The following is a 16,342-nucleotide window of genomic DNA, read 5'->3' as shown; positions in this document are numbered from 1 at the left end:
TTTTTTGCTGAATAATCAATCATTCGCGATGAAACTTGCATAACTGCCCGCCCCGCTAATGCGGCAGCGATCACAGCTTGGCAGTTTTACCCGGCGATGTGGCACATAAAGCGTGTTTTTTGCCGGACGGGGCTGTTAGGATGTTTGTCGATGCAGTGATGCGACCAATTTCATCACCGTGAGAGACAACCAAAATTCGTGTTGCTAAAGCAACCCCCGGTCTCTGGCGGACTCTGCTCTACCCCTACAAAACGCAGTACAGAAAGGGCTCCGTAAGGAGCCCTTTTCTTTTGCCGCGATCAGGGGATCAGCAGGCTGGAGCCGCTGGTGCTGCGGCTTTCCAGCACCTGGTGCGCCCGCTGGGCGTCGGCCAGCGCAAATTTCTGCTCGTCCCTCACCTCCACCCGAATGGCGCCGCTGCCGATCAGTGAGAACAGCTCGTTGCTGGCGTACTGCAGCTCGGCGCGGTTGGTGATGTAGCCGTTAAGGGAAGGGCGGGTGACGTACAGCGATCCTTTCTGGTTGAGCAGCGCCAGATCGACGCCGGTCACCGGGCCGGAGGCGTTGCCGAAGCTGACCATCAGGCCGCGGCGTTTCAGGCTGTTGAGCGAGGCCTGCCAGGTACTTTGCCCCACCGAATCGTATACCACGCCGACCTTCTCGCCGTGCGTCAGCTCGGCCACCCGCTGGGCGATATCCTCGTTGTGGTAGTTGATGGTGGCCCAGGCGCCGGCCTGTTTCGCCAGCGCGGCCTTCTCGTCGGAGCCGACGCTGCCGATCAGGCGCGCGCCCAGCGCTTTGGCCCATTGGCAGGCGATCAGCCCAACCCCGCCGGCGGCGGCATGGAACAGGAACACTTCACCCGGTTGTACGTCGTGGGTCTGGCGCAGCAGGTAGTGCACCGTCAGCCCTTTGAGGAAAGAAGCGGCGCCCTGCTCAAAGCTGAGATTGTGCGGCAGCAGCGCCACTTTTTCTTCCGGCACGTTGTGGACTTCGCTGTAGGCGCCGAGCGATGACTGCGCATACACCACCCGGTCACCCGGTTTGATCGCGCTGACCCCGGCGCCGACCTTGATCACCACGCCGGCCGCCTCGGTGCCGAGCCCGCTCGGCAGGCTCGCCGGCGCGTACAGCCCGCTGCGCACATAGGTGTCGATGTAGTTGATGCCGATCGCCTTGTTTTCGATCTGCACTTCGCCGGCGGCGGGATCGAGCGGTGTAAAATCAACGTATTGCAAGACTTCCGGCCCGCCGGTGGCGGAAAACTGAATGCGCTTGGCCATATCGTTACCTCGTTTGAGTGTCTGATTTCACCCTATTCTTTTTAGTATCGGAGATCCAGTTCACCCGTGCGGAGTTCAATACCTTTTTTGCATCGGTTATGGCGCAAAAATCACGTATACTCTCGCGTCAAGATCCTTCATTCGCAACCGGATAAAGACTACGTTTCATGGCAGGAAAAAAACCAACCAACAAAACAAACGCGGACGAAATCAGAGAGCGTTCCAGAGATCGTCAGATGGAAGGGCTGAAGATGCCGCCGCACTCGCTGGAGGCCGAACAGTCGGTGTTGGGCGGTTTGATGCTGGATAACGAGCGCTGGGACAACGTGGCGGAGCGCGTGGTCGCCAACGACTTCTTCAGCCGCCCGCACCGCCTGATCTTTACCGAGATGCAGCGTCTGCTGGAGATGAGCAAGCCTATCGACCTCATCACCCTGTCTGAATCGCTCGAACAGAAGGGTGAACTGGACTCGGTCGGCGGCTTCGCCTATCTGGCCGAGCTGTCGAAAAATACCCCGAGCGCCGCCAACATCGGCGCCTACGCCGACATCGTGCGCGAGCGTGCAGTGGTGCGCGAAATGATCTCGGTGGCTAACGAGATCGCCGATGCCGGCTACGATCCGCAGGGGCGCAGCAGCGAAGACCTGCTCGATCTGGCGGAATCCCGCGTATTCCAAATCGCCGAGAACCGCGCCAGCAAAGACGAAGGCCCGAAGGGCATCGAGCGCATCCTGGAAGACACCGTGTCGCGCATCGAGCAGCTGTATCAGCAGCCGCACGACGGTGTGACGGGGGTCGATACCGGCTATCAGGACCTCAACAAGAAAACTGCGGGCATGCAAAAGTCCGACCTGATCATCGTCGCCGCCCGTCCATCGATGGGGAAAACCACCTTCGCCATGAACCTGTGCGAAAACGCCGCGATGACCCAGGAAAAACCGGTGCTGATCTTCAGCCTGGAGATGCCCGGCGAGCAGATCATGATGCGTATGCTGGCGTCGCTGTCGCGCGTGGATCAGACGCGCATCCGTACCGGCCAGCTCGATGACGAGGACTGGGCGCGCATTTCCAGCACCATGGGTATCCTGCTGGAGAAGCGCAACATGTACATCGACGACTCCTCCGGCCTGACGCCGACCGAAGTGCGCTCGCGCGCGCGGCGCATTTTCCGCGAGCACGATGGGCTTAGCCTCATCATGATCGACTACCTGCAGCTGATGCGCGTGCCGGCCCTGTCCGACAACCGTACGCTGGAGATCGCCGAGATTTCGCGCTCGCTGAAGGCGCTGGCGAAAGAGCTGCAGGTGCCGGTGGTGGCGCTGTCGCAGCTGAACCGAAGCCTGGAGCAGCGTGCCGATAAGCGCCCGGTCAACTCCGACCTGCGTGAATCCGGCTCTATCGAGCAGGATGCCGACCTGATTATGTTCATCTATCGTGATGAGGTGTATCACGAGAACAGCGATCTGAAAGGGATCGCGGAAATTATTATCGGTAAGCAGCGTAACGGCCCGATCGGCACCGTGCGCCTTACCTTTAACGGCCAGTGGTCGCGTTTCGATAACTACGCGGGGCCACAATACGATGACGAATAATCAGCTAAGGAACTGAAATGAAAGCGGCAACCGCTGTAATCGACCGCCGCGCTCTGCGACATAATCTGCAACAGGTGCGCCGCCAGGCGCCGCAAAGCCGCCTGATTGCCGTTGTGAAAGCAAACGCTTATGGACATGGCCTGCTGGAAACAGCCCACACCCTGCAAGACGCCGACTGCTACGGCGTGGCGCGCATCGGCGAGGCGCTGATGCTGCGCTCCGGCGGCATCGTCAAACCGATCCTGCTGCTGGAAGGCTTCTTCTGTGCCGAAGACCTGCCGGTGCTGGTGGCGAACAACATCGAAACTGCGGTGCACTGCATCGAGCAGCTCGAAGCGCTGGAACAGGCCGAGCTGGCGCGCCCGGTGCCGGTGTGGATGAAGCTCGATACCGGCATGCATCGGCTGGGAGTGCGTCCCGAACAGGCGGAGGCGTTTTATCAGCGCCTGTGCGCCTGCCGCAACGTGGCGCAGCCGGTCAATATCATGAGTCACTTCAGCCGCGCCGATGAGCCGGAGTCCGACGCCACCCTGAAACAAATCGCCTGCTTCGAGCAGTTCGCGCGCGGCAAACCGGGCCAGCGCTCGGTCGCCGCGTCCGGCGGCACGCTGCTGTGGCCGGATGCCCACAACGAGTGGGTGCGTCCCGGCATCATTTTGTACGGCGTGTCGCCGCTGGATAACGGCAGCGGCGCCGAGCATGGGCTGCAGCCGGCGATGACGCTGAAGTCCAGCCTGATCGCGGTGCGCGAGCACCAGGCCGGCGAAGCGGTCGGCTACGGCGGCACCTGGGTAAGCCCGCGCGATACCCGGCTGGGCGTAGTGGCGATGGGGTACGGCGACGGCTACCCGCGCAGCGCGCCGACCGGTACGCCGATCCTGATCAACGGCCGCGAAGTGCCGATTGTCGGCCGGGTGTCGATGGACATGATTTCGGTCGATCTCGGGCCGGACGCCGCCGATAAGGTGGGGGATGAAGCGGTGCTGTGGGGCCAGGCGCTGCCGGTCGAGCGCATCGCCGCCTGCACCGGCATCAGCGCTTACGAACTGATCACCAAGCTCACGCAGCGCGTGGCGATGGAATACATCGGCGACTGATACACAGCAGGGCCGACGCGCGGCGGCCCGTTTCTCAGCGCGTTACTTCTTTACCGCCAACCACTTGTCGATAATCTTCTGATACTCGCCGGTCGCCTTGGCCAGGTGCAGCCACTGATCGACATACAGTTTCCAGCTCAGATCGTCGCGCGGCAGCATGTAGGCCTTCTCGCCGTACTGCATCGGCTTGGTCGGATTCACCGCGCACAGCTTCGGATAGCGCTTCTGCTGGTACAGCGCCTCGGAGGCGTCGGTGATCATCACGTCCGCCTTGCGATCCACCAACTGCTGGAAAATGCTCATGTTGTCGTGCGTGAGCGTCAGCTTGGCCTTCGGCAGATAGGCGTGCACGAAGGCTTCGTTGGTGCCGCCCGCCGGTTCCAACAGACGCACCGACGGCTTGTTGATCTGCTCGAGAGTGCGGTATTTCTTCACGTCGGTGCAGCGCACCAGCGGGATTTTGCCGTCGGTATCCAGCTTGTCGGCGAAGAACACCTGCTTTTGCCGCTCCAATGTGACGGAGATGCCGCCCATCGCAATGTCGCACTTGCCGCCGACGAAGTCCGGCGTCAGAGTTTTCCAGCTGGTCTTCACCCACTTCACTTTCGCGCCCAGGCTCTTGGCCAGCGATTCCGCCATGTCGATGTCGATGCCTTCATAGCTGCCGTCTTCCTTGAGGAAGGTATAGGGCTTGTAGTCGCCGGTGGTGCAGACCTCCAGGGTCTTTTGCTGCAGCACCTTGTCCAGGTGGGATTGCGCGCCGGCGTTGCCGGCGGCGAGCAGCAGCGCGAGGGGGAGTAGCTTTTTCATCTGGCGTCCTTTTTATACATTCGTGGTTTTATGCGTTACTTCGCCGTTAATTGTCGTTTGCTTGCATGAGTTAGCCGTTTTTTATGCCGCTTACCGGCGAAAACGCCGGGCGTTGCTGCTGTACGCGATTTAAGCGCCAGGGTGTGACGTCGGCAACGGTAAAAAAACTGGTAGGCTGTAACGTCAACATTTATTAACACAGTTTACAGGTGGCTATGTACAACATTGACGATTTTGATATGAAAATCCTGACGCTGTTACAGGCCAACGGTCGTCTGACCAATCAGGAGCTGAGCGAGCTGGTGGGGCTCTCTGCCTCCCAGTGTTCGCGGCGGCGCATCAGCCTGGAGCAGGCGCAGCTGATCCGCGGCTACCATGCGCGGCTGGCGCCGGAGGCGGTCGGCCTGGGGCTGGTGGGGCTGATCGAAGTGAGCCTGATCACGCACGCGCAGGAGCAGATCGACAGCTTTCATCAGATGCTGGAGGACGTGGACGCGATCCTTGACGCTTACAAGACCACCGGCGACGCCGATTACCTGCTGAAAGTGGCAGTGGCGGACCTGCCGGCGCTGAGCGAGTTCATCAGCCAGACGCTGTCGCCGCACAAAAGCGTGGCGCATATCAAAACGGCGGTGGTGCTCAATCGCATCAAGGAAAACGGTTTGTTGCCGGTGGCGAGATAAAGCTAAAACCGAATGCGGTTTTCCGTCTATATTAGGAACGTAACGCTGTGCCCAAACCATAACAAACCAGGAGAAAACCCCCGTGTTCCAGAACGTTGACGCCTATGCCGGCGATCCTATTCTGTCGCTGATGGAAAAATTCAAACAAGACCCGCGCGCGCACAAGGTGAACCTGAGTATCGGCCTGTACTACGATGCGCAGGGCATCATCCCGCAGATGCGGGCGGTCGCCGCGGCGCAAGCGCAGTTGAACAGCGTCGAGCACGGCGCCTCGGTATACCTGCCGATGGAAGGGCTGCAACCTTACCGTTCCGCCATCCAGCAACTGCTGTTCGGCGCGCAGCATCCGATGCTGCAGCAGGGGCGCATCGCCACCATTCAGACCGTCGGCGGTTCCGGTGCGTTGAAAGTGGGCGCCGACTTCCTGAAAAGCTACTTCCCGGATTCGCAGGTATGGGTCAGCGATCCGACCTGGGAAAATCACGTCGCCATCTTCAGCGGCGCCGGTTTCAAGGTGAATACCTACCCGTATTTCGACAGCGAAAGCCTGGGCGTGAAGTTCGACGCCATGCTCGCTGCGCTGAAACAGCTGCCGAAGCACAGCATCGCGCTGCTGCACCCGTGCTGCCACAACCCGACCGGTTCCGACCTGACCCCTGCCCAGTGGGATGAGGTGGTCAAGGTGATCGCCGAGCGTGAAATCATTCCGTTCCTCGACATCGCCTATCAGGGCTTCGGCGGCGGCATGGAGCAAGACGCCTACGCCATTCGCGCCATCGCGGCGGCCGGCCTGCCGTGCCTGGTGAGCAACTCGTTCTCGAAGATCTTCTCGCTGTACGGCGAGCGCGTCGGCGGCCTGTCGGTGGTGTGCGAAAGCGAAGAGGCGGCCGGGCGCGTGCTGGGCCAGCTGAAGGCCACCGTGCGCCGCAACTACTCGAGCCCGCCGAATTTCGGCGCGCAGCTGGTGGCCAAGGTGCTGAACGACGCCCAGTTGAAAACCCAATGGCTGGACGAAGTGGAGAGCATGCGCACCCGCATTCTCGAGATGCGTCACGCGCTGGTGGACACCCTGAAGAGCGCGCTGCCGCAGCGCAACTTCGATTACCTGCTGGCGCAGCGCGGCATGTTCAGCTACACCGGCTTCAGCGCGGCGCAGGTCGATCGCCTGCGTGAAGAGTTCGGTGTCTACCTGATCCACAGCGGCCGCATGTGCGTGGCCGGCCTGAACCACAACAACGTGCGTCAGGTGGCCGAGGCGTTTGCCGCGGTGCAGTAACGCCTGTTAGTCTGAACGGACGTTCATCGGGGAGCGATAGCGATATCGCTCCTTTTTTATTGCCGGCGCGCCGCCGAAGTTGCTGCAAACCGGAGAGAGAATATACTGATTGTGGGGCGCTCACTCATGTGGCATCAGCAAACGCTAATCCTCAGCGCAAAAGCGCGTGGCTTTCATCTGGTTACCGACGAGATCGTCAACCAGTTAACCCACTTACATCGCCTGCAAACCGGCTTGCTGCATCTGTTGCTGCAGCATACCTCGGCCTCGCTGACGCTCAACGAGAACTGCGATCCCACGGTGCGAGCCGATATGGAGCAGCATTTCCTGCGTCAGGTGCCGGAACACGCACCCTATCAGCATGACTACGAAGGGCCGGACGACATGCCGGCGCACATCAAATCCTCGCTGCTGGGCGCGTCCTTGACGCTGTCCGTCAGGCACGGGCGGCTGATGCTGGGCACATGGCAGGGCATCTGGCTGGGGGAGCACCGCATCCACGGCGGAGCACGCCGTATTGTGGCCACATTACAGGGGGAATAACCCAATGAATAACAGCGCATTGCTGGAGTACTGCATGGCGAAGCCGGGCGCGGAGCAAAGCGACCAGAACCAGTGGCAGGCCAGTCAGATCAAGGTGGGCGACGTAATGTTCGCCATGGTGTGCGAGGTCGAAGGGCGGCCGGCGCTGGCGGTCAAGTCCAGCCCGGAGCTGGCGGAAAGCCTGCGTGAACACCATCCTGAGATCGTCGCCTGCGCCGGCCTGAACAAGGCGCACTGGAACACGGTGTTTCTCGACGGCAACCTACCGAACTCGCAGTTTTACACGCTGATCGACAGCTCCTATCAGCTGGTGGTGGAAGGCCTGCCCGAACACGTGCGCCAGGAACTGCGCGCCTGATTGCCGGGCGGCGCCACCGCCCGTTTTTCTCCTGTTTTTTCGTGTCAAAGCGTGATCGCGGTTTTAAGTTGGGAACGTTCCCTTTTTATTGCCGCACTAAAACAGCTACGCTTGGGCATTCAAGAAACGCGGGTAAAATTAAGGAGGCCGATATGGCCATCAGCGAAGAAAAGCGCAAGATGATCGCCGGAGAACTGTACGACGCCGGCGATGACCTGCTGCGCAGCGAACGTCGGCGCGCGCGCCAGCTAACGCATCGCTATAACCACTCCTCGCCGGAAGAGGGCGAGCTGCGCAAACAGTGGCTGGGTGAGCTGCTGGGCGGCTATCAGGGCGGTACCATCGAGCCGACCTTCCGCTGCGACTACGGCTATAACATCTATCTGGGCAAGAATTTCTACGCCAATTTCGACTGCGTGATCCTCGACGTATGCGAGGTGCATATCGGCGACAATTGCCTGTTGGCGCCGGGCGTGCATATTTACACCGCGACCCATCCGCTGGACGCTGAGACACGCGTCGGCGGCGCGGAGTTCGGCAAGCCGGTCAGGATTGGCGACAACGTGTGGATCGGCGGGCGCGCGGTGATCAATCCGGGGGTGACCATCGGCGATAATGCGGTCGTGGCCTCCGGCGCGGTGGTGATCAAAGACGTGCCGGCCAACTGCGTGGTGGGCGGCAACCCGGCCAGGATCATCAAGCAGCTATAAAAAAACGGGCGCCGTCGGGCGCCCGTTGTCATCAGGCTCGCAGCGAGTCGATATCCACCACGAAGCGGTACTTCACGTCGCTTTTCAGCATGCGTTCATAGGCTTCATTAATTTGCTGCATCGGGATCAGCTCGATATCCGATGTGATGCCGTGTTGGCCGCAGAAGTCCAGCATCTCTTGCGTTTCCGCGATGCCGCCGATCAGCGAACCGGCGATGCGGCGGCGCTTCATGATCAGGTTGAACACCTGCGGCGACGGGTGATCGTGTTCCGGCGCGCCGACCAGCGTCAGGGTGCCGTCGCGGCGCAGCAAGTTGAGGAACGGATTCAGATCGTGCTGAGCCGCCACTGTGTTGAGGATGAAGTCGAAGCTGTTGACGTGCTGCGCCATCTCCTCCGGGTTGCGCGAAATTACCACTTCATGGGCGCCGAGGCGCTTGGCGTCTTCGATTTTCGACGGCGAGGTGGTGAACAGCACCACGTGCGCGCCCATCGCCCGCGCCAGTTTGACGCCCATGTGCCCCAGCCCGCCGAGGCCGACGATGCCGACCTTTTTGCCCGGTCCCGCGCCCCACTGGCGCAGCGGCGAATAGGTGGTGATACCGGCGCACAGCAGCGGCGCGACCCCGGCCGGATCGAGATTTTCCGGCACTCGCAGCACGAAGTCCTGATCCACCACCAGATTGGTGGAGTAGCCGCCGTAGGTCACGGCGCCGGTCTGGCGGTCCTGACCGTTATAGGTACCGGTAAAGCCGTTCTCGCAATACTGTTCCAGCCCCTCATCGCAGCTCGGGCAGCTGCGGCAGGAATCCACCATGCAGCCGACGCCGACCAGATCGCCGACCCGGTAACGCGAGACATGGCCACCGACGGCGCTAACGCGGCCGACGATTTCGTGGCCTGGCACCACCGGATAAATCGTATTGCTCCATTCGTTGCGTGCCTGATGCAGGTCCGAATGGCACACGCCGCAGAACAGCACCTGAATTTGCACATCGTGGTCGCGCAGGGCGCGCGGTGGGTAATCGAAAGGCACCAGCGCAGACTTCGCATCATGCGCGGCATAGGCATGGGTAATGTTCATGGTCGCTCCAGTTATCAATGTATGGGGGACAACGCTTGGCCGGCAGCGGAGTGCCGGTGAGACGCGGCCTGAATCAGACAGGGCGGCCGCCGAGGGAACATTGATGATAAAAGCGGTGAGCGCGGAGGGAAATGCCTGAAAATGTCGAAATCTTGCCCGTTTCTGTTTGATTGCAGCGAAACGGGTCAACGTGCGGACCGCCTGAGCGACGGCCCGCACGCCGGCGATACTACTTGTTCAACAGCGGTTTCAGGAAGCGCGCGGTGTGCGACTTTTCACACTCGGCCACGGTTTCCGGCGTGCCGGCGACCAGGATCTCGCCGCCGCCGCTGCCGCCTTCCGGCCCCAGATCGACGATCCAGTCGGCGGTCTTGATCACGTCCAGGTTATGCTCGATGACCACGATGGTGTTGCCCTGATCGCGCAGCTGATGCAGTACCGCCAACAGCTGTTGGATATCGGCGAAGTGCAGGCCGGTAGTCGGTTCGTCGAGGATATACAGCGTCTGGCCGGTGCCGCGTTTCGACAGCTCGCGCGCCAGCTTGACGCGCTGCGCCTCACCGCCGGAGAGCGTGGTGGCCGACTGGCCGAGGCGGATGTACGACAGGCCGACATCCATCAGGGTCTGTAGCTTGCGCGCCAGCGCCGGCACCGCGTCGAAGAACTCACGCGCTTCTTCGATGGTCATCTCCAGCACTTCGTGGATGCTCTTGCCCTTGTACTTCACTTCCAGCGTTTCGCGGTTATAGCGCTTGCCCTTGCACTGGTCGCACGGCACGTAGATGTCCGGCAGGAAGTGCATCTCGACCTTGATCACCCCGTCGCCCTGGCAGGCTTCACAGCGCCCGCCCTTGACGTTGAAGCTGAATCGGCCCGGCGTATAACCGCGGCTGCGCGACTCTGGCACGCCGGCGAACAGCTCGCGCACCGGGGTGAAGATGCCGGTGTAGGTGGCCGGGTTAGAGCGCGGCGTGCGGCCGATCGGGCTCTGATCGATGTCGATCACCTTGTCGAAATGCTCCAGGCCGGTCACTTCGCGGAACGGCGCCGGCTCGGCGATGGTGGCGCCGTTGAGCTGGCGCTGGGCGATCGGGAACAGCGTATCGTTAATCAGCGTCGATTTGCCGGAGCCGGACACGCCGGTGATGCAGGTAAACAGACCGACCGGCAGCGTCAGCGTCACGTCCTTCAGGTTGTTGCCGCGCGCGCCGCTCAGCTTCAGCACTTTGGTCGGATCGGCCTGCACGCGCTGCGCCGGAATGGCGATCTCGCGTTTGCCGCTGAGGAACTGGCCGGTCAGCGAGTCCGGCTGTGCCATGATGTCGTCGACGGTGCCTTCCGCCACCACCTGGCCGCCGTGCACGCCGGCGCCGGGGCCGATGTCGATCACGTGGTCGGCGGCGCGGATGGCGTCTTCGTCATGCTCCACCACGATCACCGTGTTGCCGAGGTTGCGCAGGTGGATCAGCGTTTCCAGCAGGCGCTCGTTGTCGCGCTGGTGCAGGCCGATCGACGGCTCGTCCAGTACGTACATCACACCCACCAGGCCGGCGCCGATCTGGCTGGCCAAACGGATACGCTGCGCTTCGCCGCCGGAGAGCGTCTCCGCGGAGCGGGACAATGACAGGTAGTTCAGCCCGACGTTCACCAGGAACTTCAGGCGATCGCCGATCTCTTTCAGCACTTTCTCGGCGATCTTGGCGCGCTGGCCGCTGAGCTTCATGTTCTGGAAGAAGGTCATCGCATGGCCGATGCTCAGATCGGAGATCTCCGGCAGCGTAGTGTCTTCGACGAACACGTTGCGCGCTTCTTCGCGCAGACGGGTGCCGTGGCACGAGGCGCAAGGGCGGTTGCTGATGAACTTCGCCAATTCTTCGCGTACCGCGCTGGATTCGGTCTCTTTATAGCGGCGCTCCATGTTGTGCAGCACGCCTTCGAACGGATGGCGGCGCACGGTGGTGTCACCGCGATCGTTGATGTATTTGAATTCGATAGACTCTTTGCCGGAACCGCTCAGCACCGCTTTCTGCACGTCGGCGCTCAGGGTGTTGAACGGCGCTTCGACGTCGAACTCATAGTGCTCCGCCAGCGAACGCAGCATCTGGAAATAGTAGAAATTGCGGCGATCCCAACCGCGGATCGCGCCGCCGGCCAGCGACAGCTCGGGGTTTTGCACCACGCGATCCGGATCGAAGAACTGCTGTACGCCCAGGCCGTCACAGGTCGGGCAGGCGCCGGCCGGGTTGTTGAAGGAAAACAGGCGCGGCTCCAGCTCGCGCATGCTGTAGCCGCAGATCGGGCAGGCGAAGTTGGCGGAGAACAGCAGCTCGTCCGCTTTCTCGTCGTCCATATCCGCCACCACCGCAGTGCCGCCGGACAGTTCCAGCGCGGTTTCAAACGATTCGGCCAGGCGCTGCGCCATGTCGTCGCGCACCTTGAAGCGATCGACCACCACTTCGATGGTGTGTTTCTTCTGCAGCTCCAGCTTCGGCGGGTCGGACAGATCGCACACTTCACCGTCGATGCGCGCGCGGATATAGCCCTGGGCGGCCAGGTTTTCCAGCGTTTTGGTGTGCTCGCCCTTGCGGTCTTTCACCACCGGCGCCAGCAGCATCAGGCGTTTGCCCTCCGGCTGGCTCAGCACGTTATCGACCATCTGGCTGACGGTTTGCGCCGCCAGCGGCACATGGTGATCCGGGCAGCGCGGCTCACCGACGCGGGCGAACAGCAGGCGCAGGTAGTCGTGGATCTCGGTGATGGTGCCGACCGTGGATCGCGGGTTGTGCGAGGTGGATTTCTGCTCGATGGAGATCGCCGGCGACAGGCCTTCGATATGATCGACGTCCGGTTTTTCCATCAGCGACAGGAACTGGCGCGCATAGGCGGAGAGCGATTCGACGTAGCGGCGTTGCCCTTCGGCATACAGCGTATCGAAAGCCAGCGATGACTTGCCGGAACCGGACAGGCCGGTGACGACAATCAGTTTGTCACGCGGGATGATCAGGTTGATGTTTTTCAGATTATGGGTTCGAGCACCACGAACTTCGATATTGTCCATTTACACTTCCCGTCTTGATGATACACCGCGCCTGTCGCGATTTTTGCGGGGGATTTTGTGATGGATCTCGCAAAAAACCGGCACAGCCTGGTCGAAACGCATAATTATGACACAAAAAAACCTGAATGAATATCCAGTATGCGAATGCAACAAGGTCGATCGAAAAGACAATTCTGGAATGCAATTCGCACTTATCAACACGGGTGTGGTTTCGCACTCAGCGTGGTAAACTGACGCGTTTATACTGTGTAGAAATCAATCATCGGGAGAAGTGCTCATGGCCAGCAGAGGCGTAAACAAAGTAATTCTGGTCGGGAATCTGGGTCAGGATCCAGAAGTCCGTTACATGCCGAACGGCGGCGCAGTGGCCAACATTACCCTGGCGACCTCCGAAAGCTGGCGTGACAAGGCGACCGGCGAACAGAAAGAGAAGACCGAGTGGCACCGCGTCGTGCTGTTCGGCAAACTGGCCGAAGTGGCGGGCGAATACCTGCGCAAGGGCTCTCAAGTCTACATCGAAGGCTCCCTGCAGACCCGTAAATGGACCGATCAGTCCGGCGTGGAAAAATACACCACCGAAGTGGTGGTTAACGTCGGTGGCACCATGCAGATGCTGGGCGGCCGTCAGGGCGGCGGCGCACCGGCCGGTCAATCTGCCGGCGGCCAGGGCGGTTGGGGCCAGCCTCAGCAGCCACAGGGCGGCAACCAGTTCAGCGGCGGCCAGCAGCAGTCTCGCCCGGCGCAGAACAGCGCTCCGGCGGCCAGCAGCAACGAACCGCCAATGGATTTCGACGACGATATCCCGTTCTAAGGTTCGCCTGGAAAAGATCGCGAAAAACCCCGCTCAGGCGGGGTTTTTTTATGCCGGTTTACGGGCCGTCCATGCGTAGATCAGCAACGACTGGAAGAAACGCTGAGGCGGAGAAAATCCGGCTTCGGCGATCAACCGTTCGGTGCGTTCCGGCGGCAGCAGCAGTAGCCGTTGCTGCAACTGGGCTCGAAGTTCAACCGGCGTGCGCGGAGTTTGACCGTCAAGAGACTGCATGGCGGCCCAACTGGCCAGGTGCTGGTCGAAATCCGCCGCCGTCGTATCACCGGAAATTTCCGCAATCACCACCCGGCCAGCGGTATTTAACCGTGACGCCATATGGCGATAGAGGTCGCCACGCGCGTCATCGAGAATAAAATGGGTCACTAGCAGACACAGTACAGCGTCGTAATCTGGTGTGCTCGGCAGATCCTGCAGATAGCCCTCCACCAACATGCAGCGTTCGCCAATCCCCGCCTGCCGAAGTTTGGCAGTGCACACCGCCAACATGTCGGCGGAAGGATCCACGCCGGTGAAACGCCAGCTCGGGTTCTGGTGGGCCAAATTGATCATCTCGGTGCCGGTTCCCACGCCAACACACAGGATGTGGGCATTGGCGGGCAAATCCTTCAATAGCAGCGCAATCAAAAAGTGAAGGTTGTCGCTAATCGTATTGAAGCGCGCGTTGCCGGTGTCATACCGGCGGGAAAATTCGCCGTTGAAAATGTCATTGGTGTTCTGGTTCATGCACGGCCTCATCACTGCTCATGCGAATTCAACATCTGCTGCGCCTCGTGTTTCATCACATGAGTGCGCACGGCCGCCTGAAATGCTTTAAACAGCAGGCCGTTGATAAAGGTGGTGACGGTGAGCACGATGAAAGCGGTCATTACCCAATCGATCGGGCCGATGCCGCTGTGCAACAGCGCCGGGCGGTAAACTAGCATTCCTGCAATCACCACCCAGTGGCTCATGCAGTAAAAGCATTTGAACAAATGGCCCAGCAGGGCGTTTTTGCGCGCCGCCCAGGCCCGCAGCGCCGTGAAGAGTTCGGTTTGTGTCAGGGTCATGGAAATGCTGGCCGACGCCAGCGCGATCATCAGGCATGCCGAGAGATCCGAAGCCGATACGGGAGTCATCATTATTCCTTACGAGGTCATGGTGCAATGGGTTTTCAGCGCCCAAGAGAACGCCGGTCATTTCATGTAACCTATAAAAGCACGTGATATTCGCCGTTGTCAATCTTTCGTATCATTGTAAGATACGAGATTATGCTGGGCTGAAGAGAGGATGGGAATGCGTCAGGACAACAAGCTTTCGCGCATGCTGCACGTGTTGCTGCATATGGCGCGCCACAAGGGGGTTTACACCTCGGAACAGATCGCCGCGATGCTGGGCACCAACAGCGCCGTGGTCAGGCGCACCTTGGCCGGCCTGCGTGACGCCGGTTTCGTTGCGTCGGAAAAGGGCCATCACGGTGGGTGGCGTATCGCCGACGATCTGCGGAACATCAGCCTACTCGATATCTACCGGGCGGTGGGCGTTAAGCAGCTGTTCGCCATCGGCGGCGGGGAAGAGCACCCGGAATGTGCAGTGGAGGCGGCGGTCAATCAGGCGCTGGGCAACGTACTGGATGAGGCCGAGCAGGCACTGCTGGCGCGCTTTGCAGAAATCAGCCTGGAGGATCTGAAGGATCGCTTTGACCGCCATTTCCCTGTGGGAACGAACGAAGGCGCGGTGGCCTGCATTGACGGCGACGGTGCCGAAGCGTAATTCGCCAATAAAAAAGCCCCGAAAGGGGCTTTTTGCATTTCAGGGGACGTTACGCCGAGAAGCCGCCGTCGATGCTCAGACTGGCGCCGGTGATATAACCCGCCTGCGGGCCCGCCAGGTAGGCGACGAAGCCGGCGATCTCTTCATCTTTGCCGTAGCGGCCGATCGCCATCAGCTGCTTGAGCCGATCGGCGAACTCGCCGGCGTCAGGGTTCATTTCGGTGTCTACCGGGCCGGGCTGCACGTTATTGACGGTGATGCCACGCGGGCCGAGATCGCGCGCCATGCCTTTGGTCAGGCCGACCAGCGCCGATTTGCTCATCGCATACACCGCCGCGCCGCCAAACGGCACGCGCTCGGCGTTGGTGCTGCCGATGTGGATGATGCGGCCGCCGTCGTTCATGTGGCGCGCCGCTTCCTGGCTGGCGACGAACACGCTGCGCACGTTGACCGCCAGCATGCGATCCAAATCGTCCAGCGCCAGCTCCTCGGTGCTGCCCAGCGTAAACACCCCGGCGTTGTTCACCAGAATGTCCAGGTTGCCGAAGTGGCTGACCGCCTGGCGCACCGCCTGCTGCAGCGCCGCCGCATCGGCGCTGTCGGCCTTGATGGCGAGGGCTTTGCCGCCGGCGGCGGTAACGGCGCTTGCCACCGCTTCGGCGCGATCGGCCGAGGTGGCGTAGGTAAAGGCGACCGCGGCCCCTTCGCTCGCCAACCGTTTAACGATGGCGGCGCCGATGCCGCGCGAGCCGCCCTGGACGAACGCGACTTTGCCTTGCAGAGGGTGTGCTGTGGTCATGTTATTTCTCCAAAGTGGGTGAGGATAAGGCGTTATTCCCAGTATCGGTGAAATGTCTGGCGGTCACTGTTCACAAAGAGCTTTGCCTGCCCACAACGAGAAAAGCCCCTTGCGGGGCTTCTTTCTTCCGTCGGTTGGCTGTTCGACGATCAGTTGAAGATTTCTGCGGTGCCGTACAGTTTGTTCTGGCCGCCGGCAGCGACGATGCGGTATGAGCTGGCGCCCGATGCGGCGGCTTTGCTGGCCAGTTCGCTTTCCAGCGCGCTCAGGTTGGTGGCGCCGCTAACGGAGACTACGCCGATTTTCTGGGCGTCTGCAGCGGGTTGGCTGGAAGGCAGGTCAGCGGCGAAGGTAGCGAAAGAAGCGGTAGCCAGCAGCACAGCGGTAGCAAAAATTTTGACGTTTTTCATGATGTATTCCTCAGCGTATTGATTGGATGAGAGCCCGTTGTCTCTCGATGTGTTAAAT

At 60.9% G+C, this 16,342-nt stretch carries 17 protein-coding genes; 9 read left to right on the top strand and 8 right to left on the bottom strand.

The window, feature by feature from the left end; translation table 11 throughout:
• Positions 1-299: 299 nt before the first annotated feature.
• Positions 300-1,283, bottom strand: coding sequence for a quinone oxidoreductase (locus QDT79_RS02130; protein WP_149559100.1), 984 nt, complete (start codon positions 1,281-1,283; stop codon positions 300-302).
• Between the two features lie 167 nt (positions 1,284-1,450).
• Here QDT79_RS02130 and dnaB point away from each other — a divergent pair, with 167 nt between their 5' ends.
• Together dnaB and alr are read left to right on the top strand one after the other, a co-directional pair.
• Positions 1,451-2,875, top strand: coding sequence for a replicative DNA helicase (dnaB, locus tag QDT79_RS02125; protein WP_063988535.1), 1,425 nt, complete (start codon positions 1,451-1,453; stop codon positions 2,873-2,875).
• 17 nt (positions 2,876-2,892) lie between these two features.
• Complete coding sequence (gene alr / locus QDT79_RS02120; RefSeq protein WP_308316162.1) at positions 2,893-3,972, top strand: alanine racemase; 1,080 nt, start codon at positions 2,893-2,895, stop codon at positions 3,970-3,972.
• 42 nt (positions 3,973-4,014) lie between these two features.
• Here alr and QDT79_RS02115 read toward each other — a convergent pair whose 3' ends face one another.
• On the bottom strand, positions 4,015-4,782 hold the full coding sequence (locus QDT79_RS02115) for a transporter substrate-binding domain-containing protein (RefSeq protein WP_308316161.1): 768 nt from the start codon (positions 4,780-4,782) through the stop codon (positions 4,015-4,017).
• Positions 4,783-4,997: 215 nt separating this feature from the next.
• On the opposite strand from QDT79_RS02115, the gene QDT79_RS02110 reads away from it, so the two are divergent.
• The 5 genes from QDT79_RS02110 (at position 4,998) to maa (ending at position 8,352) form a co-directional block, all read left to right on the top strand.
• Positions 4,998-5,465 carry an Lrp/AsnC family transcriptional regulator gene (locus QDT79_RS02110; RefSeq protein ID WP_060443918.1) on the top strand — a complete coding sequence of 156 codons (468 nt, stop codon included), beginning with the start codon at positions 4,998-5,000 and terminating at the stop codon, positions 5,463-5,465.
• 82 nt (positions 5,466-5,547) lie between these two features.
• Positions 5,548-6,741 carry an amino acid aminotransferase gene (locus tag QDT79_RS02105; RefSeq protein WP_049195296.1) on the top strand — a complete coding sequence of 398 codons (1,194 nt, stop codon included), beginning with the start codon at positions 5,548-5,550 and terminating at the stop codon, positions 6,739-6,741.
• A gap of 126 nt (positions 6,742-6,867) precedes the next feature.
• Positions 6,868-7,284: a secondary thiamine-phosphate synthase enzyme YjbQ gene (locus tag QDT79_RS02100; RefSeq protein ID WP_308316160.1), complete on the top strand. Its 417-nt coding sequence runs from the start codon at positions 6,868-6,870 to the stop codon at positions 7,282-7,284.
• Between the two features lie 4 nt (positions 7,285-7,288).
• Positions 7,289-7,642 carry an MmcQ/YjbR family DNA-binding protein gene (locus tag QDT79_RS02095; RefSeq protein ID WP_038874311.1) on the top strand — a complete coding sequence of 118 codons (354 nt, stop codon included), beginning with the start codon at positions 7,289-7,291 and terminating at the stop codon, positions 7,640-7,642.
• Positions 7,643-7,794: 152 nt separating this feature from the next.
• Positions 7,795-8,352, top strand: coding sequence for a maltose O-acetyltransferase (maa, locus tag QDT79_RS02090; RefSeq protein WP_308316159.1), 558 nt, complete (start codon positions 7,795-7,797; stop codon positions 8,350-8,352).
• 31 nt (positions 8,353-8,383) lie between these two features.
• On the opposite strand, the gene QDT79_RS02085 is transcribed toward maa, so the two are convergent.
• A complete protein-coding gene (locus tag QDT79_RS02085) occupies positions 8,384-9,436 on the bottom strand; it encodes an NAD(P)-dependent alcohol dehydrogenase (protein WP_063988540.1) in 1,053 nt (350 codons plus the stop codon).
• Positions 9,437-9,665: 229 nt separating this feature from the next.
• Entirely contained in the window at positions 9,666-12,494 is a 2,829-nt protein-coding gene (uvrA, locus tag QDT79_RS02080; RefSeq protein ID WP_063988541.1) for an excinuclease ABC subunit UvrA, read from the bottom strand.
• A gap of 277 nt (positions 12,495-12,771) precedes the next feature.
• Here uvrA and ssb1 point away from each other — a divergent pair, with 277 nt between their 5' ends.
• A complete protein-coding gene (gene ssb1 / locus QDT79_RS02075; RefSeq protein ID WP_063988542.1) occupies positions 12,772-13,305 on the top strand; it encodes a single-stranded DNA-binding protein SSB1 in 534 nt (177 codons plus the stop codon).
• A gap of 48 nt (positions 13,306-13,353) precedes the next feature.
• Here ssb1 and QDT79_RS02070 read toward each other — a convergent pair whose 3' ends face one another.
• The gene (locus QDT79_RS02070) at positions 13,354-14,049 is read right to left on the bottom strand and encodes a class I SAM-dependent methyltransferase (RefSeq protein WP_308316158.1); all 696 of its coding nucleotides are present in this window, start codon (positions 14,047-14,049) and stop codon (positions 13,354-13,356) included.
• Positions 14,050-14,060: 11 nt separating this feature from the next.
• A complete protein-coding gene (locus QDT79_RS02065; protein WP_308316157.1) occupies positions 14,061-14,441 on the bottom strand; it encodes a DUF1360 domain-containing protein in 381 nt (126 codons plus the stop codon).
• Between the two features lie 157 nt (positions 14,442-14,598).
• Here QDT79_RS02065 and QDT79_RS02060 point away from each other — a divergent pair, with 157 nt between their 5' ends.
• Entirely contained in the window at positions 14,599-15,075 is a 477-nt protein-coding gene (locus QDT79_RS02060; protein ID WP_197750808.1) for an Rrf2 family transcriptional regulator, read from the top strand.
• 49 nt (positions 15,076-15,124) lie between these two features.
• Here QDT79_RS02060 and QDT79_RS02055 read toward each other — a convergent pair whose 3' ends face one another.
• The gene (locus tag QDT79_RS02055) at positions 15,125-15,874 is read right to left on the bottom strand and encodes a 3-oxoacyl-ACP reductase family protein (RefSeq protein WP_308316156.1); all 750 of its coding nucleotides are present in this window, start codon (positions 15,872-15,874) and stop codon (positions 15,125-15,127) included.
• A gap of 149 nt (positions 15,875-16,023) precedes the next feature.
• Positions 16,024-16,284 carry a multiple stress resistance protein BhsA gene (bhsA, locus tag QDT79_RS02050; protein ID WP_308316155.1) on the bottom strand — a complete coding sequence of 87 codons (261 nt, stop codon included), beginning with the start codon at positions 16,282-16,284 and terminating at the stop codon, positions 16,024-16,026.
• Positions 16,285-16,342 lie beyond the last annotated feature (58 nt).

This window comes from Serratia marcescens (assembly GCF_029846115.1).
GTDB lineage: Bacteria > Pseudomonadota > Gammaproteobacteria > Enterobacterales > Enterobacteriaceae > Serratia > Serratia marcescens_L.
Note: the sequence above shows the minus strand (reverse complement) of the source record. Positions and strands in the feature narration are given on the sequence as shown.